24 protein-coding genes are annotated in these 23,144 nt (G+C 63.1%); 7 read left to right on the forward strand and 17 right to left on the reverse strand.

The window, feature by feature from the left end; translation table 11 throughout:
* Window positions 1-74: 74 nt before the first annotated feature.
* The 9 genes from RA25_RS16305 to RA25_RS16345 all read right to left on the reverse strand — a co-directional run bounded on the left by RA25_RS16305 (window position 75) and on the right by RA25_RS16345 (window position 8,508).
* Window positions 75-446 (reverse strand): metalloregulator ArsR/SmtB family transcription factor, encoded by a 372-nt coding sequence (locus tag RA25_RS16305; RefSeq protein ID WP_019297202.1) that lies wholly within the window; start codon window positions 444-446, stop codon window positions 75-77.
* Window positions 447-634: 188 nt separating this feature from the next.
* A complete protein-coding gene (locus RA25_RS16310; RefSeq protein ID WP_039173781.1) occupies window positions 635-1,741 on the reverse strand; it encodes a Zn-dependent alcohol dehydrogenase in 1,107 nt (368 codons plus the stop codon).
* A gap of 124 nt (window positions 1,742-1,865) precedes the next feature.
* Complete coding sequence (locus RA25_RS16315; RefSeq protein WP_039173783.1) at window positions 1,866-3,203, reverse strand: lyase family protein; 1,338 nt, start codon at window positions 3,201-3,203, stop codon at window positions 1,866-1,868.
* Window positions 3,203-3,913 carry an alpha/beta fold hydrolase gene (locus RA25_RS16320; RefSeq protein ID WP_019297198.1) on the reverse strand — a complete coding sequence of 237 codons (711 nt, stop codon included), beginning with the start codon at window positions 3,911-3,913 and terminating at the stop codon, window positions 3,203-3,205. Before RA25_RS16320 ends, RA25_RS16315 begins: the two co-directional genes overlap by 1 nt.
* Window positions 3,906-4,697 carry a 3-oxoadipate enol-lactonase gene (gene pcaD / locus RA25_RS16325; protein ID WP_019297197.1) on the reverse strand — a complete coding sequence of 264 codons (792 nt, stop codon included), beginning with the start codon at window positions 4,695-4,697 and terminating at the stop codon, window positions 3,906-3,908. Before pcaD ends, RA25_RS16320 begins: the two co-directional genes overlap by 8 nt.
* Before the next feature lie 70 nt (window positions 4,698-4,767).
* Window positions 4,768-5,964 (reverse strand): endonuclease/exonuclease/phosphatase family protein, encoded by a 1,197-nt coding sequence (locus RA25_RS16330; protein ID WP_039173785.1) that lies wholly within the window; start codon window positions 5,962-5,964, stop codon window positions 4,768-4,770.
* Between the two features lie 45 nt (window positions 5,965-6,009).
* Entirely contained in the window at window positions 6,010-6,987 is a 978-nt protein-coding gene (locus RA25_RS16335; protein ID WP_039173786.1) for a threonine ammonia-lyase, read from the reverse strand.
* Window positions 6,984-7,814, reverse strand: coding sequence for an alpha/beta fold hydrolase (locus RA25_RS16340; RefSeq protein ID WP_039173787.1), 831 nt, complete (start codon window positions 7,812-7,814; stop codon window positions 6,984-6,986). Before RA25_RS16340 ends, RA25_RS16335 begins: the two co-directional genes overlap by 4 nt.
* Window positions 7,815-7,821: 7 nt before the next feature.
* On the reverse strand, window positions 7,822-8,508 hold the full coding sequence (locus RA25_RS16345) for a haloacid dehalogenase type II (protein ID WP_039149442.1): 687 nt from the start codon (window positions 8,506-8,508) through the stop codon (window positions 7,822-7,824).
* A gap of 137 nt (window positions 8,509-8,645) precedes the next feature.
* Between RA25_RS16345 and RA25_RS16350 the strand changes: the two genes are divergently transcribed.
* A complete protein-coding gene (locus tag RA25_RS16350; RefSeq protein WP_019297192.1) occupies window positions 8,646-9,074 on the forward strand; it encodes an FKBP-type peptidyl-prolyl cis-trans isomerase in 429 nt (142 codons plus the stop codon).
* Between the two features lie 89 nt (window positions 9,075-9,163).
* Here the strand turns inward: RA25_RS16350 and RA25_RS16355 are convergent, their stop codons facing one another.
* Genes RA25_RS16355 through fabA form a run of 3 tightly spaced genes read right to left on the reverse strand, consistent with a single transcriptional unit; the run spans window position 9,164 to window position 11,746 of the window.
* On the reverse strand, window positions 9,164-9,955 hold the full coding sequence (locus tag RA25_RS16355) for an enoyl-ACP reductase FabI (protein WP_019297191.1): 792 nt from the start codon (window positions 9,953-9,955) through the stop codon (window positions 9,164-9,166).
* Between the two features lie 6 nt (window positions 9,956-9,961).
* Window positions 9,962-11,191, reverse strand: coding sequence for a beta-ketoacyl-ACP synthase I (fabB, locus tag RA25_RS16360; RefSeq protein ID WP_019297190.1), 1,230 nt, complete (start codon window positions 11,189-11,191; stop codon window positions 9,962-9,964).
* A 45-nt stretch (window positions 11,192-11,236) separates the two neighbouring features.
* Entirely contained in the window at window positions 11,237-11,746 is a 510-nt protein-coding gene (gene fabA, locus RA25_RS16365; RefSeq protein ID WP_019297189.1) for a bifunctional 3-hydroxydecanoyl-ACP dehydratase/trans-2-decenoyl-ACP isomerase, read from the reverse strand.
* A gap of 215 nt (window positions 11,747-11,961) precedes the next feature.
* On the opposite strand from fabA, the gene irrA reads away from it, so the two are divergent.
* Window positions 11,962-12,378, forward strand: a complete 417-nt coding sequence (gene irrA / locus RA25_RS16370; RefSeq protein WP_019297188.1) for an iron response transcriptional regulator IrrA — start codon at window positions 11,962-11,964, stop codon at window positions 12,376-12,378.
* Here the strand turns inward: irrA and RA25_RS16375 are convergent.
* On the reverse strand, window positions 12,343-13,275 hold the full coding sequence (locus RA25_RS16375) for a LysR family transcriptional regulator (protein WP_039173788.1): 933 nt from the start codon (window positions 13,273-13,275) through the stop codon (window positions 12,343-12,345). The two genes, irrA and RA25_RS16375, sit on opposite strands and share 36 nt — an antisense overlap.
* 99 nt (window positions 13,276-13,374) lie before the next feature.
* On the opposite strand from RA25_RS16375, the gene RA25_RS16380 reads away from it, so the two are divergent.
* Entirely contained in the window at window positions 13,375-14,172 is a 798-nt protein-coding gene (locus tag RA25_RS16380) for a phytanoyl-CoA dioxygenase family protein (RefSeq protein WP_039149437.1), read from the forward strand.
* A 95-nt stretch (window positions 14,173-14,267) separates the two neighbouring features.
* Here the strand turns inward: RA25_RS16380 and RA25_RS16385 are convergent, their stop codons facing one another.
* Window positions 14,268-15,308 carry a radical SAM/SPASM domain-containing protein gene (locus RA25_RS16385; protein ID WP_019297185.1) on the reverse strand — a complete coding sequence of 347 codons (1,041 nt, stop codon included), beginning with the start codon at window positions 15,306-15,308 and terminating at the stop codon, window positions 14,268-14,270.
* Between the two features lie 409 nt (window positions 15,309-15,717).
* Between RA25_RS16385 and ccoG the strand changes: the two genes are divergently transcribed.
* Genes ccoG through ccoS form a run of 4 tightly spaced genes read left to right on the forward strand, consistent with a single transcriptional unit; the run spans window position 15,718 to window position 19,988 of the window.
* On the forward strand, window positions 15,718-17,148 hold the full coding sequence (ccoG, locus tag RA25_RS16390; protein WP_039149432.1) for a cytochrome c oxidase accessory protein CcoG: 1,431 nt from the start codon (window positions 15,718-15,720) through the stop codon (window positions 17,146-17,148).
* Between the two features lie 3 nt (window positions 17,149-17,151).
* Window positions 17,152-17,616 (forward strand): FixH family protein, encoded by a 465-nt coding sequence (locus RA25_RS16395; RefSeq protein WP_019297182.1) that lies wholly within the window; start codon window positions 17,152-17,154, stop codon window positions 17,614-17,616.
* 5 nt (window positions 17,617-17,621) lie between these two features.
* Entirely contained in the window at window positions 17,622-19,799 is a 2,178-nt protein-coding gene (locus RA25_RS16400) for a heavy metal translocating P-type ATPase (protein ID WP_039173789.1), read from the forward strand.
* Between the two features lie 30 nt (window positions 19,800-19,829).
* Window positions 19,830-19,988 carry a cbb3-type cytochrome oxidase assembly protein CcoS gene (ccoS, locus tag RA25_RS16405; RefSeq protein ID WP_019297180.1) on the forward strand — a complete coding sequence of 53 codons (159 nt, stop codon included), beginning with the start codon at window positions 19,830-19,832 and terminating at the stop codon, window positions 19,986-19,988.
* 91 nt (window positions 19,989-20,079) lie between these two features.
* Here ccoS and RA25_RS16410 read toward each other — a convergent pair whose 3' ends face one another.
* The 3 genes from RA25_RS16410 to RA25_RS16420 form a co-directional block, all read right to left on the reverse strand.
* Window positions 20,080-21,729, reverse strand: a complete 1,650-nt coding sequence (locus tag RA25_RS16410) for a D-alanyl-D-alanine carboxypeptidase family protein (protein ID WP_039173791.1) — start codon at window positions 21,727-21,729, stop codon at window positions 20,080-20,082.
* Window positions 21,730-21,989: 260 nt separating this feature from the next.
* Window positions 21,990-22,316, reverse strand: a complete 327-nt coding sequence (locus RA25_RS16415) for a hypothetical protein (protein ID WP_019297178.1) — start codon at window positions 22,314-22,316, stop codon at window positions 21,990-21,992.
* A 43-nt stretch (window positions 22,317-22,359) separates the two neighbouring features.
* Window positions 22,360-23,073 carry an HAD family hydrolase gene (locus RA25_RS16420; RefSeq protein ID WP_036762323.1) on the reverse strand — a complete coding sequence of 238 codons (714 nt, stop codon included), beginning with the start codon at window positions 23,071-23,073 and terminating at the stop codon, window positions 22,360-22,362.
* Window positions 23,074-23,144: the final 71 nt, after the last annotated feature.

Consider the following 23,144-nt stretch of genomic DNA (forward strand, 5'->3'; position numbering starts at 1 on the left):
CGCGTTGAGGCACCTCCCGGCCAACCAAATCCGGAGTTGTTCGCTTGGCCTCAATAGGGATCGGTAGTTTACGCTTAGGTATCGCTGCAGAACTGTTTGTATAGCAATGCAATCATCTCTTCCGTGTTGCCGTTGTTCAATGAGTAGTAAACCGCTTTGCCTTCGCGCCGTGGCTTGACCAGCCCGTCTTCCCGCAGCCGGGCCAGCATCTGGCTCACTGCCGCCTGGCGCATATTCAATAACGCTTCCAGTTCGCTGACCGATTTTTCCCCTGCACTCAAGTAGCACAGGATCATTAGCCTTCCTTCATGTGCAAGAGTCTTGAGGAAGGCCGTTGCGGCGGCAGCACTCTCCTGCATGTTTGCTTCCGGCGGGCTGCCGGTATTGTTTGACGGGGACACTGCTTCATTTCCTGCAATTATTTTCCCGCAGCTTGCCCCCTTCATGTGGTCAAGTCATCCAGCAGTTGCGTTTCATGCCATGATCGGCGGAGAGCCACCGGTGACATCCGTGCAATCGGCATGGCAAAGCCATCCGAGGCGATCTCCGCAAAATGAGGCAAGGTGGCAGAAGCAAGGCTTACAAATTGCAGTGCTAAGGCTTTTGCAGCGCTTTGCCGCCGTATCCTGGAGGGTCAGCCAGAGGTGCTCCCACGGCTGAACACAACAACATTGCGCTTTGCGCTTCCTGTCTTCGTGTCGGCAATCGCTTCGTTGATCTGGTCCAACGACCAGCGGCCGGAAATCAGCTCATCCAGCTTCAGCCGCCCCTGCTGATACAAATCCACAATCCAGGGAATGTCCCGCTGGATCACTGTGTCGCCCATCTTGGAGCCGATCAGCCCCTGACCCAAGGCGGCGAGCACGACGGGTTCGTAAACGGCCTTCGCTCCCGAGTGCGGCATTCCGATCAGCACCGCCTTGCCGCCTCGAGCCAGGTAGCGGAGCGCCTGGTCGTAGGCCGGTATTGCGCCGACGGTGACCAGCACTGCATCCGCGCCGCGCCCGCCCAGAGCTTTCCAGGCGGCCTTCCAGGGTTTGTCTTCGGTTGCAAGAACCCCATGTGTCGCGCCGAATTCCTTTGCGGCCTCAAGTTTTTCCGGGTTCATGTCTACAGCGACGATGCGGCGGGCGCCGGCGATCCGGGCACCCTGTATGGCATTGAGGCCGACGCCGCCTGCGCCGATGACAACCACGTCCTGGCCTGCGCGTAGCCCGGCGGCGTTGACTGCCGCCCCAACACCGGTGATCACCCCGCAGGAAATCAGCGCTGCCGCGTCCTTGCTCATGTCTGCGGGGATCTTCACAATCTGACGCTGGTCCACCACAACTTTCTCGGCAAACGCGCCGCAAGCCATCGCTTGATCCAGCGGTTCACCGCTGGACGTTCTTAGTGGTCCGTTCACAGTGTCATAGGGGGTTTCGCAGATCACCGGCTTGCCGCCCGCGCAGGAAGGGCAGGTGCCGCAGCTGCGGATCAGTGTGACCACCACGGAATCGCCAGCGCTGAAACCCTGCACGCCTGCACCGACCCCGGAGATCACCCCGGCGGCCTCGTGGCCGTAAACCGCAGGCAGATGCCCGCCCCAGGCGCCTTCGGCAAAGGAAATGTCACTGTGGCAGATTGCAACCGCGTCCAGCGTGACCTCGACTTCACCCGTGCCGGGCGGCGCCAGCTGCACGTCCTCGATGACCAGCGGGGCGCCGAATTCATGGCAGACAGCGGCTTTGATGGTTTGCATGATTATCCTCCCCGTTTGCAGTCAGGGTGACGCGCCGGGGTGGTTGCATCAAGCGGGAATGTGCAGGGCGGGACGCGTTGTAACGTCACGGAAGTCGCCCTGCGCGCTGCCGGGCACAATCCAGTCAGGGATTGCGCAGGTTGCCGGTTTTCTTGCTGAACTGAAGGGCCTCCCAGGGGGCATGGCCCATCTGCCTGGCGGGGGCAAACAAGGCATCCGAATCCAGGTCCGGATAGTCCCGCGCCACAAGATCCCGCAGCGGGGTTTGCGAGGCCTGAGCCTCCTGGCACAAGGTTTTGACCGCCGCCTGGGCATCGGGCCGCGGCATTTGTCCAGCCAGGACAAAGCTCAGCGCTTCGGCGTGGATCAGGCCCAGCCCGGACGACAGCGCGGCCGCCATGGCCTCCGCGCGCGGCGCAATGCTCGCGCACAGCTCCTTTCCGGTTCTTGCGGCAACTGCCGCACCCAGAACGATCTGAGGCAGGCACATCCATTCGGTGAACCAGGCCGCACCGTCGCGCTGATGCTGCTGCATTGAGGCGCCCTGAAGGACAGAGAACAAGCCGCTGCCCTGCCGGGCTAGCGCCGCCAGCACCGAGGGGGACACCGGGTTCTGCTTTTGCGGCATGGTGGAAGAGGTGCCGGCTCCACCGAGCGAAATCTCCTGGACCCCGCTTTGCGCCAGCGCAGTGCAGTCTTCGCCGATTTTGCCAAAGGCCAGTGTCACGCGGAGCATCCAGTCCGCGATGCGCAGCACCGGTGTGCGGTCGGTGTGCCAGCTGCGCCCCGGATCCTGCAAGGCCAGCCCCCTTGCCATGGCGGCGCGTACCTCTGCCGCCTTCATTCCCAGCGCGCTGGACGTGCCCGCCGCGCCGGACAGGGACACCATCAGGCAGGATTGCCGCAATCCGGGCAGCTCTTCCAGCAGGTTCAGCAGCGGGGTGCCCCAAGCCGCCGCCACCGCGCCGAAGCTGGTAGGGGTTGCATGCTGCCCGTAGGTGCGGGCGGCCATCGGCAGCTCCGCATGCATCTTGGCGAGTTTGCCAAGCGATAGCACCGCGGCCTTCACGTCCGCCTCGACCAGCGCCAGAACTTGACGCAGCCGTAGCATCAGGGCGCTATCCATGATGTCTTGCGAGGTCGCGCCCCAATGCACGTACTGAGCATGCTCGGGCGCCTTCATTTCTTCGCGAAACGCGGCCACCAGCCCCGGCACCGGCACGCCGTTCTGCCCCGCGGGCCGTTTAAGCACGCCCGGGTCAACGGCGATCTCGACCACAGCGCGTCCGATCGCGGCGGCACTTTCCTGCGGGATCACACCTGCCTCGCCTTGCGCCTTGGCCAGCGCACCCTCCACCAGCAGCATGGCGCGTACTTCGGCACTGTCTGAAAACAGGCGGCTGGCTTCGCCGCTGCTGAATAGGCCGCTATAGATTTGGCTGTCAAAGACAGAACCTGCCATCAGAAGTCCTTTGCAATCTGCCCCATCAGCTCTGCCAGACCTTCTGGGTCGGCGAAGAAGGGCGAATGGGATGTGTTCAAATCATGTGCCCGCCCGGGCGGCAGGCGGGCCGCCATCTGAGCCTGGTATTCCGGCGGAATGACCCGGTCTTTGGTGCAGCGGATGTAGGTTTTGGGCATGCCCTCGAACCGTTCGCTCAGGCGGAGCGGCGTGTCCTGCGGCAGGATTGGCTGTGCACAGAGGTTTTCCATGGCAAAGCGCACCGCTTCGGCCGGACAGTCGTGATAGAACAGGTCCGGCGTGGTCTCCGGCACCAGGCTGTATGCGGTGCCTGCCTCGTTCTTGCGGGTCGCGCCTTCCAGGGTCTGCCGGGGCCCTGCCTTGCGCATGCCGATAAGGGACATGCCGCTGACCGGCAGATAGGCGCAAAGGTAGATCAGCCCGCGCAATCGCTCTGGATGCGCCTCTGCGGCCGCAGAAATGGGAAAACCGCCCCAGGAATGCCCGACGATCAGGGTGTCAGGAGTGGAGGCTGCGGCAATTGCCTCTGCCGTTTCGGCCAATGTGACCCCTGCGGGATCGCGCCCGTCGGCATGGCCGGGCAGGCTCGTGGTGCGGGCCGTGTGGCCGCGGGCCTCCAGCGCCGGGATCACATCGCGCCAGCACCAGGGGCCGTGGCAGGAACCATGAACAAGAAGAAACTCAGCCAATGTGTCCGGTCTCCCTCAGGAAGGCCGTCAGGCGCTCAGCGTATTCATCCGGCTGCTCGACACAGGGAATGTGGCCCGCGCGCCGGATCAGGTGGAATTGGCTGCCTGGGATCAGGTTCACCGTCTCGCGCACCAGGTCGGGCGGGGTGGAGCCGTCCTCTGATCCTGCGATGCCCAGGCAGGGCAGCCTCAGCCCGCTGGTGGGCGTATAGAAGTCGGTGCCCGCAATTGCCGCGCAGCAGCCTGCGTAGCCGTCGCGCGATTGCTGCACCAGCATATTGCGCCACAATTGCAGCTCAGGCGTGGCACGGAAACCGCGGGCAAACCAGCGCTCCATCACTGCATCGGCCAGCGCCTCGATGCCGTCTCTTTGAACGGCCTGGACGCGCTCTTTCCACATCTCGGCGGTGCCGATCTTGGCGGCGGTGTTTGACAGCACTAGCGCACGGATCTGGTCCAGCCGCTTCACCGCCAGTCCCTGCGCGATCATGCCGCCGATCGACAGGCCCACGAACATGCAGTCGCGCACCTCCAGGTGGTCCATCAGCCGCTCCGCATCTCGCACCAGCGCACCCATCGAGTACGGTGCAGATGGGCAGGAGGACAGTCCGTGCCCGCGCTTGTCATACCGGATGATGCGCAGGCCTGACGGAAGCCGCTTTACCACAGCATCCCAGACCCTCAGGTCCGTGCCGAGCGAGTTGGCAAACACGATGGGGGCGCCGCCTGCGTCACCGTCAACGCGGTAGTGAAGCTGGACATCGCCCAGGTCTGCAATCTGCATGGGGTACCTCGTTTCTGCTCCGCCGCAGTCTACCTGTGCCGGGGCAGGGAGGTAAAGCAATCGGCAGGGCTCAGCCGTGCAGCTCCATATGGGCCATGATTTGGCCATGGTCCGAGGCCAGCTTGTTGTACGGCGCCTCCGGGTGGCTGCCATCGGTCAGATGGTCGTTGAAGACGCTGTAATAGTGCATCTTGCCGACCGCCCCGCGCCAGTCCGGGTCGAAATGGCGGGACATGTAGATCTGGTCAATGCTTTCATGCACGCCGCCAAAGGCCGTGGTGTAGACCACGTCGCGCAACGATTTTTTCAGGAACATTTTTTCAGCTGACCGCAAGCGCACCCGGTCGATGGCCTCGCGGATCTGCGCGTCCTCGGCCTCGCTGTAGCGGTCGCCCGGGTGCTGTGCATCGTGGCGCAGCATCCAGGTGTAGTTCCTGAATGGCACCTCACCGGAGATGACCTCGCTGCTGACCGCATGTTCGCCGTCATTGAAATCCCCCAGCACCATCACCGGCCGACCCTGTTCCAGCTCGTCCAGCACCGCCCGGCGCAGCACCCAGGCTTCTCCCATCCGCCGCAAGGCCGCGCGCAGTGCACCCATCGCCCGGCCGGCAGCATCATAGGCCGTCAGCACGGTTTCGGGCGGGTAGGGGGCGCCTTGAGGTTTGATGTATTCACCCAGTTTTGATTTCAGATGGCAGTTGAAGACGCTGATAACCTGATCGCCAACGGGCACCCGCACCTTGAGGATCGGGCGCGACAAACGGCGCAGGGTATAGAAACCCGCGTCTTCTTCTTCGCCCAGGCAGGCCATCGGAATATCCAGCGGCTGCGCGAGATCCTGGATCACTTCGGGCTCGCCCTCGAAACCAAAACGCGACAGCACCGCCAGACCGGGGCGCCGTCTGCCCGGTTCGTCCGTGTCATTGAGGTTGGGGGCAAAAGCCAGCTCTGCCTCGGCATAGGAGCCATAGGCCAGCTTCCGGAAAATCGCCTTGCGGTGATAGCGTTTGGTTGTGTCCGGAATACTGGCCGCATTCGCCTCTGCCCCGCGGCGGTCCGTTTCCGCAATCACCTGCCGCAGCGGCGCTTCCTCAAAAACTTCCTGAAACCCGACAATATCCGCATTCAGCGTCAGCAGCTGGTCGGCCATCCAATCGGCCTTCCAAGCGTATTCTTCCGGCGTATAGGTTTGAAAGCGGTAGTATTCCCGCTCCGGGCCGATCAGGTTTTTGACGTTGAACGAGGCGATGGTGAAACGTGTCATGACGTGTCCCCTTGGCTGCCACGCGGACAATCACGCGGTCAGGGCTCAAGCATAGCGCGAGAGCGCCTCCCGGAACAGCTCTGCATCCACATTGCCGCCTGTGGCGACGGCAATCACTGCCTCACCATCGATCTGATCCGCATGGAACAGGGCCGCCGCCAAGGAAGCCGCGCCTCCGGGCTCCAGCACGATCTTCAGCCGCAAGAAAGCAAGCGCCATGGCCTGCATCGCTTCGTCCTCAGTGATCACAATGCCCGGCCCGCAAAGGCGGCTGAGGATAGGGAAGGTTATCTCGCCTGGTTGCGGTGTCAGGATCGCATCGCAGATAGAGCCGGACAAACCGGGGTTCTGCCGGATCTCGCCTGCCGCCAGCGACCGGGTCACATCGTCAAACCCCTCCGGCTCCACCGGCCGCACCCGCAGGCCCGGCGCACGAGCTTCCAGCGCCAGGGCAATGCCGGACGACAGTCCACCACCGCCGCAGTTGACCAGCACTTCCGCCTTGGCGATGCCCGCAGTTGCGGCCTGCTCCGCAATCTCCAGCCCGCAGGTGCCCTGGCCGGCAATCACCAGAGGTTCATCATAGGGTTTGATCAGCGTCAGCCCGCGTTCCTCGGCGTATTTGGCGCCTGCCGCCTCACGGCTTTCCCCGCCTGCGCGGTCGTAAAGCACTACTTCCGCGCCCAGATCGCGGGTGTTCCGGATCTTCAGCTGCGGCGCGTCAGCCGGCATCACGATCACCGCAGGCGTGCCGTGCGCCTTGGCTGCCGCGGCCACCCCCTGCGCGTGGTTGCCGCTGGAATAGGCGATCACCCCGCGTTTGCGTTCTTCTTCACCCAGTGCCGAGACAGCCGACCAGCCGCCGCGGAACTTGAAGGAGCCGGTGTGCTGCAGGCATTCCGCCTTCACCAGCAGGCGCCGTCCGGCAATCTCGTCCAGAAACGGCGAGGACAGCAGCGGGGTCGTGCGGGCATGGCCCTTCAGCCGCTCCGCCGCGGCTTTGATCATGGCAATTGAGGTCATTTGATCCGGTCCAGAACTGAATGGATGAGGGCGAGCGCCTCCGGCTCGTCCAGAAAGGGCACATGGCCGCGGTTGGCTATCTCAAGGGCCTGCAAGGCGGGCAAGCGGCGTTGCATCTCAGCGAAAGTTCCGGCGCTCAGAATGTCGGAATTTGCGCCGCGGATCACGCCGCAGGGCAGGCCGTCCAGCGCCAGGAACAGCGGCCACAGATCCGGTGGCGGACCTGCTTCGGCTTGCGCCAGCAATGCATCGCGCAGGCGCGGGTCATAGCGCAAAGAAAGCCCTTCGGGCGTTTCATCGTAGAAGCTTTCCACCTCCTCCTGCCAGCGGGCAGGGGGGACGTCCGGAAAGGCAGGCGCCATCAGCGCGCCCAGCGTCTCCGCGGCCTGGTCCCAGCTCTTTGCCGCTGGACGGCGGCCCACATATTCCATGATCCGGGAAATGCCGCCGGGCGGGATTTCCGGGCCGACGTCATTCAGGATCACTGCTGACAGCCTGTCTTTCGCCATGGCCGCCAGCGACATTGCCACCAGCCCGCCGCGCGAAGTGCCAAGGATGGAAACTTGGCCGAGGCCCAGGTGGCCAAGCAGCTCAAGAACATCCTGCGCCTCCCGCAGAACGTTGTAGTTCATGAAGTCCGGATCGTGATCCGACTGTCCGCGTCCGCGCGCGTCCAGGGTGATCATCCGGAAATTCGCGGCATGCGGCGCAAAATAGCGGAAGTCCCGGCTGTCGCGGGTCAGGCCCGCCAAACAGAGCAGAGGCAGGCCTTTTCCGGTATCTGTGTAGTGCAGGCGCAGCCCGTCCGAAGTGTCAAAGAATGGCATCTGCGGTTCAGCCCTTGGCAAGGTCCGGGATTGTGGTCAGGTCCGGCAGGATATGCGCGGGTTTCCACGGCAGCCTGTCCACGGGTTCTCCCGCCCTGTTTACCCAGGCAGTCACGAAACCATAGCCCGTGGCCCCGGCCGCGTCCCAACCATTTGAAGAGACAAACAGCACCTCGTCCCTGGCGCAGCCAAACCGCTCTTCGACCAGGTCGTAAACCCGGGCGTCCGGCTTGAAGATGCCGACGCTTTCCACCGACAGCACATCATCCAGAACGCTCCCCAGCCCCGCCGACTGCACCGCGCCATCCAGCATCGCGGGAGAACCGTTAGACAGGATCGCGGTGTTCAATCCTGCATCCTTCAGTGCTTGCAGCATTGCAGGCACTTCCGGATAAGCCTGCAATTCCCAGTACAGGTCCAACAGCCGCTGCCGCAGCGCCACGTCGCCGCTCAACCCGGCTGCCTCCATTGCCCAGTCCAGCCCGTCCTGTGTGACGTCCCAGAAATCGGCATGTGCATCGGTGATGGCACGCAGCCAGGTGTATTGCAGCTGTTTCAGCCGCCAATGGCTGGCAAGCTCCGCCCAACTGTCCTGGAGGTGCGGAAATTCCGCCTCGCTGGCGGCTTGCCGCGCAGCGGCAGCGACATCGAATAGCGTGCCGTAGGCGTCGAATATACAGGTGGTAATCGGCATGGTCCTCTCCCCTGCGGCGAGCCTTGCATGAAGCAGCAGAGCAGGCAAAGCGGGAAATTGTACCCATACGGGTTTACATCACGTCCGCGGGCGCTAGGCTGCGCCCCTTTATCAACCCGCAACCGATTGGAGGTCTCATGACCGGGGTAAAGAACGGCGACACCGTGCGCATTCACTACACAGGCAAGCTGACGGATGGCACCGTTTTCGACAGTTCCGAGGGGCGCGATCCGTTGGAATTCACGGTCGGCACCGGCCAGGTGATCGCAGGCATGGATGCAGGTCTCGAAGGCATGACCGCGGGTGAAAAGAAAACCCTCGAAATTCCCTGCACTGAGGCCTACGGCCCGATCAACCCTGCCGCCCGCCAGGAGATCCCGCGTGAAGGCATCCCGGCGGACATTCCGCTGGACCTTGGCACTCAATTGCAGATGCAAAGCCCCGATGGCCAAGTGCTGCCGGTGACGGTGGTGGAAGTCAGCGACGACACCGTGACGCTCGACGCCAATCACTTCCTGGCTGGCAAGGATCTGGTGTTCGATATTGAGCTGGTTTCGGTGAACTGAACCAGAGGGCTGGAAAGCTGGACAGGTTTGCTAAAAAACAAAGGCGCCCGAAAGGGCGCCTTTTCTTTTTGCTCAAATAGATCGAAACATCAAAGGTGATCCGGCTGCGGCATACCTAGGATGTGGAAGCCGCCATCGACCCGGATGATCTCACCAGTGGTGCAGGCGCCTGCATCGGACGCCAAGTAGACAGCGGTGCCGCCAACAGCCTCCAGCGTCGCGTTGTCACGCAGCGGCGCGTTCTGGGCGGTGTGCTTGAAGGTCTTGCGCGCACCGCCGATGGCGGCACCAGCGAGTGTCTTCATCGGTCCGGGAGAGATCGCATTCACGCGGATGCCTTCCGGGCCCAGATCGTTGGCCAGGTAGCGGGTCGCCGATTCCAGCGCCGCCTTGGCCACGCCCATCACGTTGTAGTTCGGAACCACCTGGTTCGAGCCTTGATACGTCAGCGTCAGCAGGGTGCCGCCGTTGTCCTTCATCAGCGGGTAGGCGCGGCGCGCCACCTCGATGAAGGAATAGGCGGAAATATCCAGCGAGTTTTTGAAGTTCGCCCGGCTGGTGTCCAGAAAACGGCCAGTCAGCTCGTTCTTGTCCGAATAGGCAATTGCGTGGACAACGAAGTCAATCGCGGGCCAGCGGCCTGCCAGCTGCTCAAACGCCGCGTCCAGCGAGGCATCATCGGTCACATCCACATCGACCATGAAATCCGATCCGACGCTCTGCGCCAGCGGCTCCAGCCGCTTGCCAAAGGCTTCGCCCTGGTAGGTGAATGCCAGCTCAGCCCCGGCCTCCGCCATGGCCTTGGCAATGCCCCAGGCGATGGAGCGGTCATTGGCCACGCCCATAATCAGGCCGCGTTTGCCCGTCAGCAGTCCCGCCATCGTCACTTATCCCTTGTACTTGCTCAGAACCATCGAGCCGTTGGTGCCGCCAAAGCCGAAGCTGTTGGTCATCACCGAGTCGAGGCCGGCGTTTTCCACCAGGCTGGTGGCAATCTCACCCGGCAGGATGCCTTCGGCGAGGGTGTCGACATTGATCGACGGGGTGATGAAGTCGTTGTCCAGCATCAGCAGGCAGAAGATCGCCTCCAGCGCGCCGGCAGCACCCTGCGCGTGGCCGGTCATTGACTTGGTCGAAGAAATCGGCGGAACGCTGCCCTCGCCGAAGACACGGCGGGCGGCTTCGACTTCGCCGACATCGCCAACCGGGGTCGAGGTGCCGTGGGCGTTGATGTAATCCACCTTGCGGCCTTCGGGCAGGGTGGACAGCGCCAGGCGCATCGCCCGCTCGCCGCCCTCACCGGACGGTGCAACCATGTCGTGGCCGTCGGAAGTTGCAGCAAATCCGGTTACTTCGGCATAGATCTTGGCGCCGCGGGCCAGCGCGTGCTCCAGATCCTCCAGCACCACGATGCCGCCACCGCCGGAGATCACAAAACCGTCGCGGTCTTGATCAAAGGCGCGGGAGGCTTTCTCCGGATCGTCGTTTTTCTTGGAGGACATCGCGCCCATGGCGTCGAACAGGCAGGAGAGGGTCCAGTCCAGCTCCTCGCCGCCGCCGGCGAACATCACATCCTGCTTGCCCATCATGATCTGTTCAGCAGCATTGCCGATGCAGTGCAAGGAGGTCGAGCAGGCCGAGGTGATCGAGTAGTTGATGCCCTTGATCTTGAACGCGGTCGCCAAGTTGGCGGAAATGGTTGAGGACATGCATTTCGGCACCGCAAACGGACCGATCCGCTTGGTTGCGCCGGACTTCAGCACGGTTTGATGCGCGGTCAGCATGGCAGAGGTCGACGGGCCGCCGGAGCCTGCCACCAGGCCAGTGCGCTCATTCACCACCTGATCCTCTGACAGGCCCGCATCGGCAATCGCCTGGCTCATGGCGATGTGGGCATAGGCCGCACCCGGGCCCATGAACCGCAGGGTGCGCTTGTCTACATGCTCGGCCACGTCGATCTTCAGCGTGCCGGCCACCTGGCTGCGGAAGCCGTGCTCAGCCATTTCTGGGCTGGCAACGATGCCGGATTTCCCGGCTTTCAGCGAGGCGGTGACCTCCTCGGCATTGTTCCCGATGGAGGAGACAATCCCCAAACCGGTGACGACGACACGGCGCATGTGCGTACTCCTGTTTCTGTGACTTATGTCCCGCCGGAAAGGGTATCAGCTTTCGGACAGGGCCACTTTCATATCTTTGACCTGATAAATCACTTCGCCGTCCGCTTCGACGATACCGTCGGCGACGCCCATGGTCAGGCGGCGGGTCTGCACGGCCTTGGTGAAGTTGACACGGTAGGTCAGCATCTTGCGGTCGGGGCGTACCATGCCAGTGAGTTTCACTTCACCCACACCCAGCGCATAGCCGCGGCCCAGCCAGCCGCGCCAGCCCAAGTTGAAACCGGTCAGCTGCCAAAGGCCGTCCAGGCCCAGGCAGCCCGGCATGATCGGGTTGCCGGGGAAATGGCAGTCAAAGAACCACAGGTCCGGGGTGATGTCGAATTCAGCAATCACATGGCCCTTGCCATGCTCGCCGCCATCACCGGAAATTTCGGTAATGCGGTCCATCATCAGCATCGGCGGCGCCGGCAGCTGGGCGTTGCCGGGCCCGAACAGCTCACCGCGCGCGCATTTCAGCAAATCGTCCTTGTCAAAGCTGCTGGGGTAATCGGCCATCCGGGCGCATCTCCTGCCTGAGGTTCGTGTATGTATATCTGGATCCCTGTAACACCCGGTGAAAGGGTCCTGCAAGGGTACCCAGCGTCACTTCCTGCACTGATTGTGCCCCGGAAGCCCCGGAAAAGGCCTTCCAGCTGCGAATGAATTTCATTTGAAAAACCCGGGGTGTTGCTCCTATATATACGGTCAGCAACGCGACGCAGGACCTGCTCATGACGCCAAACACCGAAGAAGTGGCCACACGCTGGCTGACAGATGCCGGGCTGAGACCCACCCGGCAGCGGGTCGCGCTTGCCGAATTGCTGGTGGGCGACGGCAAGCACCGCCATATCACTGCGGAAAGCCTGTTCGAGTCGGCCAAGAAAAACGGTGCTGCAGTGTCTTTGGCCACCGTCTACAACACGCTGCGTGCCTTCTGCGATGCCGGCGTGCTGCAGGAAATCCCGCTGGACGGCTCCAAAAGCTATTTCGACACCAATACCCACGACCATCCCCATTTCTTCTGGGAGGATGAGGGACGCGTCAGCGATGCGCCGGCGCAGGAACTGGTGATTCACAAGCTGCCGGAAGCGCCGGAAGGGATGGAGATTGCCTCAGTCGATGTGGTGATCCGTCTGCGCAAGGTCTGACCCGGCGGCGCCCAGTTCCCTTTGCAGGATGCGATAGGCCTGATGGGCTGCAGAGGCCTCTGGCAGCTCTGCATGTGCGGCCAGAATCACCGGCTCTTCAGCTCCCGCATCGGTGACCCGTACAGCGCACAAGGGTTTGCCATCATAACTCATGCTGTCAGGCGGCAGACTGTAGCTGATGCCGGCGCCTTCGCCATTGGCCGCGAGGCTGCGCAACAGCTCCAGCGAATCCGCCCGGTGCGCAATCCGCGGTACCAGTCCATGCGCCTTGAACAACCCCAGCATATGCTGCACCGACAGGCCCTCCTGCGACAGAACCAGCGGGTGCTCTGCCAGCTCTGCAAGAGAAATACCGGCGCGTGCCGCCAGCGGATGGTCCGGTGGCACCAGCGCATGCGGTGACAGCCGCTGCAATTCCGCCCGGCTGAAACCCGCGTCCAGCCCAAGGTCATAGGTGATCGCCAGATCAGCCTCACCGTCGGACAGGGCAGTAATCAGCGGCTCAAATCCGCAGGCCCGGTGACTGATTTCCACCTCTGGCATGGCAAGACGCAGCGCCTTCAGGGCGGGGGCCAGCAGGAAAGGGGCAAGATCGGAGAAGCAAACCAGCAGCAGACGCTGCTGCCCGGCGCCCGCGCCCTTGGGGTCCTCCAGCAGGGCAGCCTGCTCCAGCAGCACGTGCGCCTTTTCAGCAAACAGCCTGCCCTGCGGCGTCATCGTCAGTGCCGCCCCGCGGCGGCGCAGGAACAGGGGATGGCCCAAGTGCTCCTCGATCCGGCTCAGCGCTGCGGAAAGCGCAGGCTGGCTGACATGCACCGCCTCCGCCGCGGCGGACAGACTGCCATGGCGGGCCACGGCGCAGATGTATTCGTAGTGGCGCAGAGTTAAATATAACATGAGACGAAGGGTATCTTAGAAAGATATGATTTGAAACTATGCCTGTGCCGCGGCAGGAATGGCGCATCAGAATTGCATCATTCAGCAGCGGAGGCAGCAATGGTCCACCCCCTCATCACCCCGGAGCATGTCGAACAATTTCAGCGCGACGGCGTGGTCCTGATCCGCGGGCTGTTCGCAGACCAGGTTGACCTGCTGCGTGCTGGCGTGGCTGCAAATATGGAAAACCCCGGGCCCTATGCCTCGAACAACGAGAAGGCGGGACAGACCGGGCGGTTCTTTGACGACTACTGCAACTGGACCCGTATTCCTGAGTTCCAGCAAGCTATTGAACAATCGCCCGTGGCTGAAGTCGCAGCCGACCTGATGAAATCCACCTCGGTGCAGATGTTCCATGACCATGTGCTGGTCAAGGAACCGGGCACCTCCATGCCGACCCCCTGGCACCAGGACGGCCCCTATTACTTTGTCGAGGGAGAGCAGACCATCAGCTTCTGGTCACCGCTGGACGAGGTGAAGGACGCGACCCTTCGCTGTGTGGCCGGTTCGCACAAATGGGAGAAGGAAGTGCTGCCGACCCGCTGGGTGTCTGAAGAGGACTTCTTTCCGGATGAGGGCCAGTACATGCCGGTCCCGGACCCGGATGCCGAAGGTATGACCGTGCTGGAATACCCGATGCAGCCCGGCGATGCGGTGGCCTTTAACTACAAGATCCTGCACGGTGCCCGCGGCAATACCTCCACGTCGCGCCGCCGCGCCTTCTCGCTGCGGCTGGTGGGCGACGATGCCCGCTATGTGGAGCGCCCGGGCCGCACTTCGCCGCCGTTTCCGGGCCACGATATGCAGCCCGGCCAGCGTCTGCGCGAGGATTGGTTCCCGATCCTGCTGCAACGCTAAAGGGGAGGGGGCGTTGCCCCCTCGGCCTGACGACCTTCACCCCCAGGGTATTTGAGACCAGAAAGAAGCAGTAGCGTGCAGCCTTGGCTGCGTGCTCATTTCTTCAGGTCGCGGCGGATACCCATGTTCTCAGCGTTCGAGAAGGAGCAGGTCTTGCAAATGCCGAACTGCTTGAGAAAGCCGCGCTTGCGGGCGCGGGCAGCCTCATCAGAGCGGTAGGCGGCAAGGAAGCCGTCCTGTTCGACGTTGGGCAGTTGAATCACCTGGTCGTAGTCAATGCAGCACAGGCCCAGATCACCATTCCAGAACACAACCGACTGGAACAGCGGAACCGTGCACATGGCATGGCTGGTGTGGCGCGGATGGCGGCGCAGCTCCTTCTGGCGCGGCAGGAAGTGCGCAAACTCGCGTTTCTGGTCGGCAGAGGTGTAAGACCCGATCGAGAAGGTCTTGAACCGCACCCGGTCAAAACCGGCCTCTTTCGCCCAGGCCTCCATTTCCTCCATCTGCGGTTCGGAATAACTGGTCAGCAAGGTCTGCAGCACAGTCACAGGCGACTTGGAGCCGATCTGTTTCTTGATATTCAGGAATTCCTCAATGCTGGCTTTGACGTCATCAAAGTCGGAATTGACCCGGTAGGTCTCCTGCGCCTCCTTGGAAAACCCGTCCATGCACAGGTTCACCCGGGCGAGGCCGGACCGGATCAGCCGTTCGCTCATTTCGGGCGTCAGCCGGGTCGCGTTGGTCGACAGATAGGTATCGTGGCCGTTTTCATGGGCATAGGCGATGAAATCCGGCAGATCCTTGTGCAGCGTGGGTTCACCCGAAAAGCTGAAGTAGATCGCGGGCTTTTCGCGCTGATCCTTGAAGTCATCAATGATCTTGCGGAACACATGAGGCTTCATCATGCCGCGCTTGCGCTTCATCGCAAAGGTCACCGGGCAGACGGGACAGCGCAGGTTGCAGCTGTTTGTTGCGTCGATGATGATGATCTTGGGCGGGCGCCGGAAATAGGCCAGCGGCAGGAACCGGGCCAGAAAATGCAAGGCCCGCTCATGCAGACCGGGCGGGTTTTCCGGCAGGTCCGGCTGCGCAGAGACCGGAGTGAGGTCCGGTGCGGGGGTGAGATCTTGCATAGGGCTGTCTCCGGTTTTGTGCGTGCACGGTTAACCTTAAAGACCATGGGCTGGGTGGCAAGCGTTTGACCGGTCACAAGCCGTGAGTATTGCGTGAGAGTTCATGCAGAGGCTGCACTTGGCAGCTTCGCCGCCCTATTCAAAAGACGGCTCAGACACGCCGGTTGTGCACGCCAGGATCCTCAAGGTCAGCCTGGCACGCTCAGCCGCAGACGCCCTGGACGGCGTCTGCGGCAACTTGCCTCTGGCAAGGCTGGTACTGCAGGCATAGGTGGCGGATTGCCGTTCTGTGGTGCAAAAGCCGGCCGGAAAACATGATTGTGTGATACGCTTTTTGATCCACGTCAAAGTTCCGAGACTTTGCATCTGTGACAAGGGCGGCAACACTGCCACAAGACGGAGAGAGTCCGTGAGCGATTCCAACCCGGCCCCCAGCCTTTACGCCGCCAGAGAGCCGATCTTCCCGCGGCGCGTGTCCGGTAAGTTCCGCAACCTGAAATGGTACATCATGGCGGTGACGCTGGGAATCTACTACCTGACCCCTTGGATCCGCTGGGACCGGGGCCCCTCACTGCCGGACCAGGCGGTGCTTCTGGACCTGGCAAACCGCCGGTTCTACTTCTTCTGGATCGAGATATGGCCGCATGAGTTCTACTTCGTGGCGGGTCTTCTGATCATGGCCGGGCTTGGACTTTTCCTGTTCACCTCGGCGCTGGGCCGGGTCTGGTGCGGCTATGCCTGCCCGCAGACGGTCTGGACTGACCTGTTCATCCTGGTAGAGCGCTGGATAGAGGGCGACCGTAACGCCCGCCTGCGCCTGCACCGGCAGAAGAAAATGGATTTCCGCAAGGCGCGCCTGCGGGTCACCAAATGGACCGCTTGGTTCCTGATCGGCCTCGCAACCGGCGGTGCCTGGGTGTTCTACTTCGCCGATGCACCGACGCTGGCCTATGACCTGGTGACGCTGAACGCGCACCCCATTGCCTATTCCACCATGCTGATCCTAACTGCGACCACCTTCCTGTTTGGCGGCTTCGCGCGCGAGCAGATCTGCATTTATGCCTGCCCCTGGCCGCGCATCCAGGCGGCAATGATGGATGAGGACACGCTGACCGTCGGCTACCGCGAATGGCGGGGCGAGCCGCGCGGCAAGCTGAAAAAGGGCCAGGTGGCCGAAGGGCAGGGCGACTGCATCGACTGCATGGCCTGCGTCAACGTCTGCCCGGTGGGGATCGACATCCGCGACGGCCAGCAGATGGAATGCATCACCTGTGCGCTGTGCATCGACGCCTGCGACGACGTGATGGCCAAGATCGGCAAGCCGCGCGGCCTGATTGACTATATGGCGCTGTCGGACGAGACGCTGGAGCGCAGCGGTAACCCGCCCAAGAATATCTGGAAGCACATCCTGCGCCCGCGCACCATTATGTATACCAGCCTGTGGTCGCTGGTCGGTGTGGGCCTGCTGTTTGCGCTGTTCATCCGCTCCGATATTGAGCTGACCGTTGCACCGGAACGCAACCCGACCTTTGTAACGCTGTCGGACGGCTCGATCCGCAACACCTATGACGTGCGCCTGCGCAACAAGCATGGCGAGGACCGGGTGTTCAAACTGTCGATCAAGGGCGATCCGGCGATGCGTTTGCAATTGGAAGGCACCGTCTATCATTCGGTGAACGTGCCGGCGGATACCGCGCTGCTGCAGCGGGTCTATATCGTCTCTGCCAAAGGTTCGGCACCTTCGCAGGCCTCCAGCACTCCGGTTCGCATCTGGGTTGAGGATCTGATAAACGGGGAACGGGCCCACAAGGACACCAGCTTTAACGGCAAGGGGAACTGAGCCATGGCCAAGCGCGAACGCGAATTTACCGGCAAACACGCCATCCTGCTGTTCGGCGGTGCCTTTGCAGTGATCATCGGGGTGAACATCATTCTGGCGGTCAATGCGGTGAAAACCTTTCCGGGGCTTGAGGTAAAGAACTCCTATGTCGCCAGCCAGGAATTCGACCAGCGCCGTTCCGCACAGGAGGCGCTGGGCTGGTCGGTCTATGCGTCCTCGCAGGGCGATCAGGTCAAGCTGGAGATCACCGACGCCGACGGTACCCCGGTGGAGGTTGCCAAACTGAGCGCAACGCTGGGCCGGGCGACCCATGTGCAGGACGACCAGAAGCCGGAATTCATCTTTGACGGCCAGGCCTATGTGGCGCCGGCCGACCTGGGACCGGGCAACTGGAACATCCGCATGGTGGCCCGGGCCAAGGATGGCACCGAATTCACCCAGCGGGTGATCCTGCATGTGAAAGGCTGACCGCGATGACCGCGCAGCTCCGCCCCTCGCTGGCCGCCTGTCCAGCTTGTGTCGCCGCCCCGCATGACGGGGTAGAGCAGGCGCCAACCGAGGCACGGCTGGCGCTGTCCCTGCCTGGTATCCACTGCCAGGCCTGTATTTCGACAGTGGAGCGGGAGCTGAACGCCCATCCGGGCATCCATACGGCACGGGTTAACCTGACCCTGAAACGTGCGCTGATCGAGGCGGACCCGGACGTGCGCGCGGCGGATCTGATCCCGGTGCTGGAAAAGGCCGGCTTTGAGGCGCATGAACTGGATCTGGCGGCGCTGGCGGCCACTCAGAACGACAAGGCCGGGCGGGATCTCTTGATGCGGCTGGCTGTGGCCTTCTTCGCCTCGATGAACGTGATGCTGCTGTCGATCTCGGTCTGGTCCGGGGCGTCGGATGCAACCCGCGATATGTTCCACTGGATCTCCGCGGCGATCACCTTCCCTGCCATCATCTTCTCTGCGCAGCCCTTCTTTGCCAACGCCTGGAGCGCGCTGCGCGTCAGGCGTCTCAACATGGATGTGCCGATCGTGCTTGCCCTGGTGCTGGCGCTGGTCACATCGCTATGGGAGACCTTCCTCTCGGGCGAGCACGCCTATTTTGACGCCGCGCTGACGCTCACGTTCTTCCTGCTGGCGGGCCGCTACCTCGACTACCGCACCCGCGCGGTGGCGCGCTCCGCGGCTGAGGAACTGGCAGCGCTCGAGGTGCCCCGTGCGATCCGGCTGCTGGACGGTGATGAATACGAGGTGCCGGTGGCGGACCTGGCCATCGGCGACCTGATCCTGGTGCGCCCGGGCGGGCGGATGCCAGTCGATGGCGAGATCGTTTCCGGCCAGTCGGAGCTTGACCGTTCCTTGCTGACCGGGGAAACCCTGCCGGTCTTTGCGGAACCCGGCCTCGCGGTTTCCGCAGGTGAAGTGAACCTCACCGGCCCGCTGACAATCCGCGCAACCGCGGTGGGGGAGGACACCTCGCTGCACCGCATGGCCGATCTGGTCGCCATCGCGGAATCCGGCCGTTCCCGCTACACGTCGCTCGCCGACGGTGCTGCCAAACTCTATGCGCCCGGCGTGCACATCCTGTCGGCGCTCGCCTTTGCCGGCTGGTACCTCTACACCTTCGACATCCGCACGGCGCTGAACATTGCCGCTGCGGTGCTGATCATCACCTGCCCCTGCGCGCTTGGCCTCGCGGTGCCTGCGGTAACCACGGCTGCCTCGGGCCGGCTGTTCAAAAAGGGCATGCTGATCAAACACGCCACCGCGCTGGAGCGGCTGGCAGAAGTGGACACAGTGGTCTTTGACAAGACCGGCACGCTGACCGCCGGCACCCCGGAAGTCACCAACCTGGGCGACCATGCCCGCGCAGATATTGAGATTGCCCTAGCGCTGGCCGAAGCCTCCTCGCACCCCCTGTCAGTTGCGCTCACCCGCGCCGCGCGGGCGGCCGGGGTCAAACCTGCTGCGGTGCAGGACATCACCGAGGTGCCCGGCTATGGCGCCGAAGGCCTGTACCGCAGTGCTCGCGTCCGGCTGGGCCGTGCGGCCTGGGTCGGCGCCGCGCAGGGCAGCCAGACAGCAGCATGGCTCGAGACCGGGGCAGGGGAGCCCAGGCCCTTCCTCTACACTGATGCCCTGCGCCCCGGCGCGGCGGAGGCTGTGGCGGCGCTGAAGGCGGCCGGCAAGGATGTGCTGCTGATTTCCGGCGATACCACCGGCGCGGTGGAGGACCTGGCCGGCCGGCTGAACATTTCCAAATGGGTTGCGGAGGCGCTGCCTGCGGATAAATCCGCCCGGGTCCAGTTGCTGGCGGATCAGGGTCAAAAGGTGCTGATGGTGGGTGATGGCCTCAACGACACCGCGGCACTGGCGGCGGCGCATGTCTCCATCTCTCCGGCCTCGGCGCTCGACGCGGCGCGGGTCGCCTCCGACATCGTGCTGCTGGGGCAGGATCTTGAGCCCATAGCCGAGGCCTGCGGTGTGGCCCAGAAGGCCACCCGCCGCATCCGCGAAAACTTCCGCATTGCCACGCTCTACAACGTGATTGCCGTGCCGCTGGCGATCGCCGGACTGGCAACGCCCTTGATCGCTGCACTGGCGATGTCTACTTCCTCGATAACCGTTTCCCTTAACGCGCTGCGCCTGCGCTGAGCCCGCGCCCGCAATACTGGTACTGAGCTTATGAGTGTCCTTGCCTACCTGATCCCGATTTCCCTGATCCTCGGCTCGGTGGGGCTTGCAGCCTTCTTCTACACGGTGCGGAGCAACCAGTATGACGACCCCGAAGGTGATGCCCGCCGTATCCTGAATGACGAGTGGGACGACAAGCCCAAGCCCTGACGACGGGCGGGAACGCCTGCTGGAAAGGATCAGCCGGGCAAGAAAAAGGCGCCTCCGCGGGCGCCTTTTCTGATTTGAGGTGTTGCCGGACTCAAGACGGGCCGATCGGTGCGCAGGTCACGTTGCGGGCGTTCAGGCGGCGGCAGGCCAGTTCTGCCTGCTCCTGGGTCATGCCCAGGAAGTTGGCCTCGAACCCGCGGCGGGTCTTGGCCACCTTGCGCAGGGTGCCGTCCAGCGTTTCCAGCTCCGCCAGCGCGGTGCGCAGCAGAACCTTCTCTGCCTGGTAGCGGCTTGTGTAGAGACCGACGTTGACCCCCCAGTACCGCCCGCCGGAGGTGGACAGCCGGGTCACGACGACGGGCTCCGGTTCAGGTGCGGCACCGGTCAGGCTGGCCGGGCGGGCCACCGGGCGCAATCCGGTAAAGGGAACCTTCTGCACGGCAGCAATGACGGCCGGAACGGCGTCCTCAACTGCAGGCTGGGGTTCCGCCTCCGCTTCCGCCAATGCAACTGCTATGCTTTCCCGCAACGCGTCCCCGCCAACGGCACCGTCCGCGCTGACGGTTTGCACGTTTTCGATCTGCTCCTCAGCGGTCTCTGCCTCTGCGGTTTCTGGGCCAGCCGCATCAGCCTGCGCAACGGCCTCCTCCAACGCGGTTCTTTCCGCGGGCGGCGTCTGCAGCGCTTCCTCCAGCGCCGCCACCAGCACCGGCGACTCGCTGGCACCCGGGCGGGTTTTCGGACGCAGGCTGGTGTTCACCTGGCCGCTCACCCGGATGGTCTTGCCCGCCACCCCGTGCGAGGGGCCGTCATCGGCGTCGGCAACTACCACATTGCCCGCACCCTGATAGGCAGGCCGTTGCGGCTTGCGCAGCGCGGCGCGCGACGGCGCCCGGCGGAAGCCGAGGTCCAGCAGTTCCGCGACCTTGGCATTGCGCGACACGGTGGATTTGCCGCCAAAGACGGTTGCGATGATCCGTTCGTTGCCGCGCTTGGCTGAGGCCACAAGGTTGAACCCGGCGGCTCGGGTGTAACCGGTCTTGATCCCGTCGGCACCGCGGTAGGCCGCCAGCAGGCGGCGGTTGGTATTGGGGACCTCACGGATGCCGGCGTGCGTCGAACGGCGTGAGAACAGGTTGTAGTACTCGGGATAATCGTACAGCAGGTGCCGCCCCAGCGTGGTCATGTCGCTGGCGGTCGACAGATGCCCGCTGGCGGTCAGGCCATGGGCGTTCTTGAAGGTCGTGCGGCTCATCCCCAGCGCCTTGGCGGTGCGGTTCATCCGGCGGGCAAAGGCGGCCTCGGAACCCGACAGGGTCTCGCCGATGGCGGTGGCCGCGTCATTGGCGGATTTCACCGCGGCGGCGCGGATCAGGTAGCGGAAGGCAATTTTCTGACCGGACTTCAGCCCCAGTTTCGACGGCGGCTCGGCGGCTGCATTGCGGCTGATCCGGACTTTGGTATCCAGCGTGATCTCGCCGTTCCGCACTGCTTCGAATGCAATGTAGAGCGTCATCATCTTGGTCAGCGATGCCGGGTGCAGCCGGGTGTCGGCATTGCGCGAATGCAATACCTCGCCGGTTCGGGCGTCGATGACCATCGCTGCATAGGGCGCGGCTGCGGCCCGCTGCGGCTGCAACGCCAGCGTAAAGACTGCCAAGAGAAAGACCGCGGCTGCCCATAGGAACCGGGTACGGGAATACCGGCCTGACGCCGGTTTGACCTGCGTGATCACTGCCATGTTTGCCTCGTGCCGCCGGTTTTCCGGCTGACGTTTTTGCCTGTGTGCAAAAGCGTAACACAGGGTTTACGAGGAATAAACAGCGGCGCCGGCACGCAGTCAGGCGCTTCGGCCGAAGTGTGCCGGCATGTTGTGTGTGGGCGTTGCCTGACCGCTAAATCCGGCAAGTCCTAACGAAAGGTTATCAAAAAAAGTTGCCGTTGCATCGGGGCGCGGGCAGCTTAAGCCCGGGTTGACAGGCCTTCTGTTCAGATTTCCGGTCAACCAGCGTGAAAATTGGTGACATAAAACGGGGTGGAATAGCTCAGGCCAAGCGAGAATTCGCAGGGCTGAAGCAGCCGCGCCTTGATGCGGGATTCGAGATCCGCCAGCAGCGCCTTTGAAAACGCCTCATCCCGGTGCGGCTTGGTCAGCAGGGCGACGCTGACGGTGATATGGGTGTGGTGATACCGGTCCGTGGGGTAGGCACGGCCCTTGCAGGCACCCGCACCGCCGTCGTGTTCCAGTATCACCGCTTCGATTTCAGCGAGAATGGCTTCTGCATCGAGATCCAGATCGCTGGAGAATTTCAGTTCTGCGTGCGGCATGTGTCCGGGGCTCCCTTGGCGTTTGCCAAAGGGATAGCGCTGCTCAGCCCAGGCTGTCCACCAGATCTGCCAGCCCGCCCAGATCGGCGATTTCGGTATATCGCGGGCTGTGCGCTGGCGCTTCGGCATGCTCCACCTCCCAGACCAGCCCATGCGGCACATAGGTGCCCCAGCCTCCGGCCTCGATCGGCGCCACCACATCAGAGCGCATGGAGTTACCAACCATCATCGCACGATCTGCACCGTCGCCATGGCGTGCGAAGATGTCCCGGTACACATCCGGTGTCTTCTCGGACACCACCTCAACCCCGTCAAACAGCTCCCCAAGGCCTGACTGAGCCAGCTTGCGCTCCTGATCCAGCAGGTCGCCCTTGGTGATCAGCACCACCTTGTAGCGCCCTGCCACAGCCTCCACCGCTTCCCGCGCATGCGGCAGCAGCTCGATCGGATAGGACAGCATCATCTGTCCCGCGGTGATCAGCTCCTTGATCACGGCCGCGGGCACCCGCTCACCGGTCACTTCGATCGCAGTTTCGATCATCGACAGGGTGAAGCCCTTCACCCCGTAGCCATAGCGCCCGAGGTTGCGTTTTTCGGCGTCCAGCAGCTGCCGTTCCAGCTGCTCCGGCCCAATGTCCGCGGGGGTGTGATCCTGCAGCAATTCGGCAAACCGTTCCTGCGTGACGCGGAAGAACCGTTCGTTGTGCCAGAGGGTATCGTCGGCATCAAAGCCGATTGTTGTCAAATTAGGTGTCAATCTGCGGGTCTCAGTCTCTTTTCCTGAACAGCTAAGAGGCTATATAAGCGTCACAGGAAATTCCATGCACC

It is taken from the genome of Leisingera sp. ANG-S5 (genome assembly GCF_000813925.1).
Lineage (GTDB): Bacteria > Pseudomonadota > Alphaproteobacteria > Rhodobacterales > Rhodobacteraceae > Leisingera.

Excerpts from the sequence above, each read along its gene's own strand:
- RA25_RS16305 (WP_019297202.1), bottom strand. The coding sequence starts at position 446 with ATGAAGGGGGCAAGCTGCGGGAAAATAATTGCAGGAAATGAAGCAGTG.
- RA25_RS16310 (WP_039173781.1), bottom strand. The coding sequence starts at position 1,741 with ATGCAAACCATCAAAGCCGCTGTCTGCCATGAATTCGGCGCCCCGCTG.
- RA25_RS16315 (WP_039173783.1), bottom strand. The coding sequence starts at position 3,203 with ATGGCAGGTTCTGTCTTTGACAGCCAAATCTATAGCGGCCTATTCAGC.
- pcaD (WP_019297197.1), bottom strand. The coding sequence starts at position 4,697 with ATGCAGATTGCAGACCTGGGCGATGTCCAGCTTCACTACCGCGTTGAC.
- RA25_RS16330 (WP_039173785.1), bottom strand. The coding sequence starts at position 5,964 with ATGACACGTTTCACCATCGCCTCGTTCAACGTCAAAAACCTGATCGGC.
- RA25_RS16335 (WP_039173786.1), bottom strand. The coding sequence starts at position 6,987 with ATGACCTCAATTGCCATGATCAAAGCCGCGGCGGAGCGGCTGAAGGGC.
- RA25_RS16340 (WP_039173787.1), bottom strand. The coding sequence starts at position 7,814 with ATGCCATTCTTTGACACTTCGGACGGGCTGCGCCTGCACTACACAGAT.
- RA25_RS16345 (WP_039149442.1), bottom strand. The coding sequence starts at position 8,508 with ATGCCGATTACCACCTGTATATTCGACGCCTACGGCACGCTATTCGAT.
- RA25_RS16350 (WP_019297192.1), top strand. The coding sequence starts at position 8,646 with ATGACCGGGGTAAAGAACGGCGACACCGTGCGCATTCACTACACAGGC.
- RA25_RS16355 (WP_019297191.1), bottom strand. The coding sequence starts at position 9,955 with ATGGCGGGACTGCTGACGGGCAAACGCGGCCTGATTATGGGCGTGGCC.
- fabB (WP_019297190.1), bottom strand. The coding sequence starts at position 11,191 with ATGCGCCGTGTCGTCGTCACCGGTTTGGGGATTGTCTCCTCCATCGGG.
- fabA (WP_019297189.1), bottom strand. The coding sequence starts at position 11,746 with ATGGCCGATTACCCCAGCAGCTTTGACAAGGACGATTTGCTGAAATGC.
- irrA (WP_019297188.1), top strand. The coding sequence starts at position 11,962 with ATGACGCCAAACACCGAAGAAGTGGCCACACGCTGGCTGACAGATGCC.
- RA25_RS16375 (WP_039173788.1), bottom strand. The coding sequence starts at position 13,275 with ATGTTATATTTAACTCTGCGCCACTACGAATACATCTGCGCCGTGGCC.
- RA25_RS16380 (WP_039149437.1), top strand. The coding sequence starts at position 13,375 with ATGGTCCACCCCCTCATCACCCCGGAGCATGTCGAACAATTTCAGCGC.
- RA25_RS16385 (WP_019297185.1), bottom strand. The coding sequence starts at position 15,308 with ATGCAAGATCTCACCCCCGCACCGGACCTCACTCCGGTCTCTGCGCAG.
- RA25_RS16395 (WP_019297182.1), top strand. The coding sequence starts at position 17,152 with ATGGCCAAGCGCGAACGCGAATTTACCGGCAAACACGCCATCCTGCTG.
- RA25_RS16400 (WP_039173789.1), top strand. The coding sequence starts at position 17,622 with ATGACCGCGCAGCTCCGCCCCTCGCTGGCCGCCTGTCCAGCTTGTGTC.
- ccoS (WP_019297180.1), top strand. The coding sequence starts at position 19,830 with ATGAGTGTCCTTGCCTACCTGATCCCGATTTCCCTGATCCTCGGCTCG.
- RA25_RS16410 (WP_039173791.1), bottom strand. The coding sequence starts at position 21,729 with ATGGCAGTGATCACGCAGGTCAAACCGGCGTCAGGCCGGTATTCCCGT.
- RA25_RS16415 (WP_019297178.1), bottom strand. The coding sequence starts at position 22,316 with ATGCCGCACGCAGAACTGAAATTCTCCAGCGATCTGGATCTCGATGCA.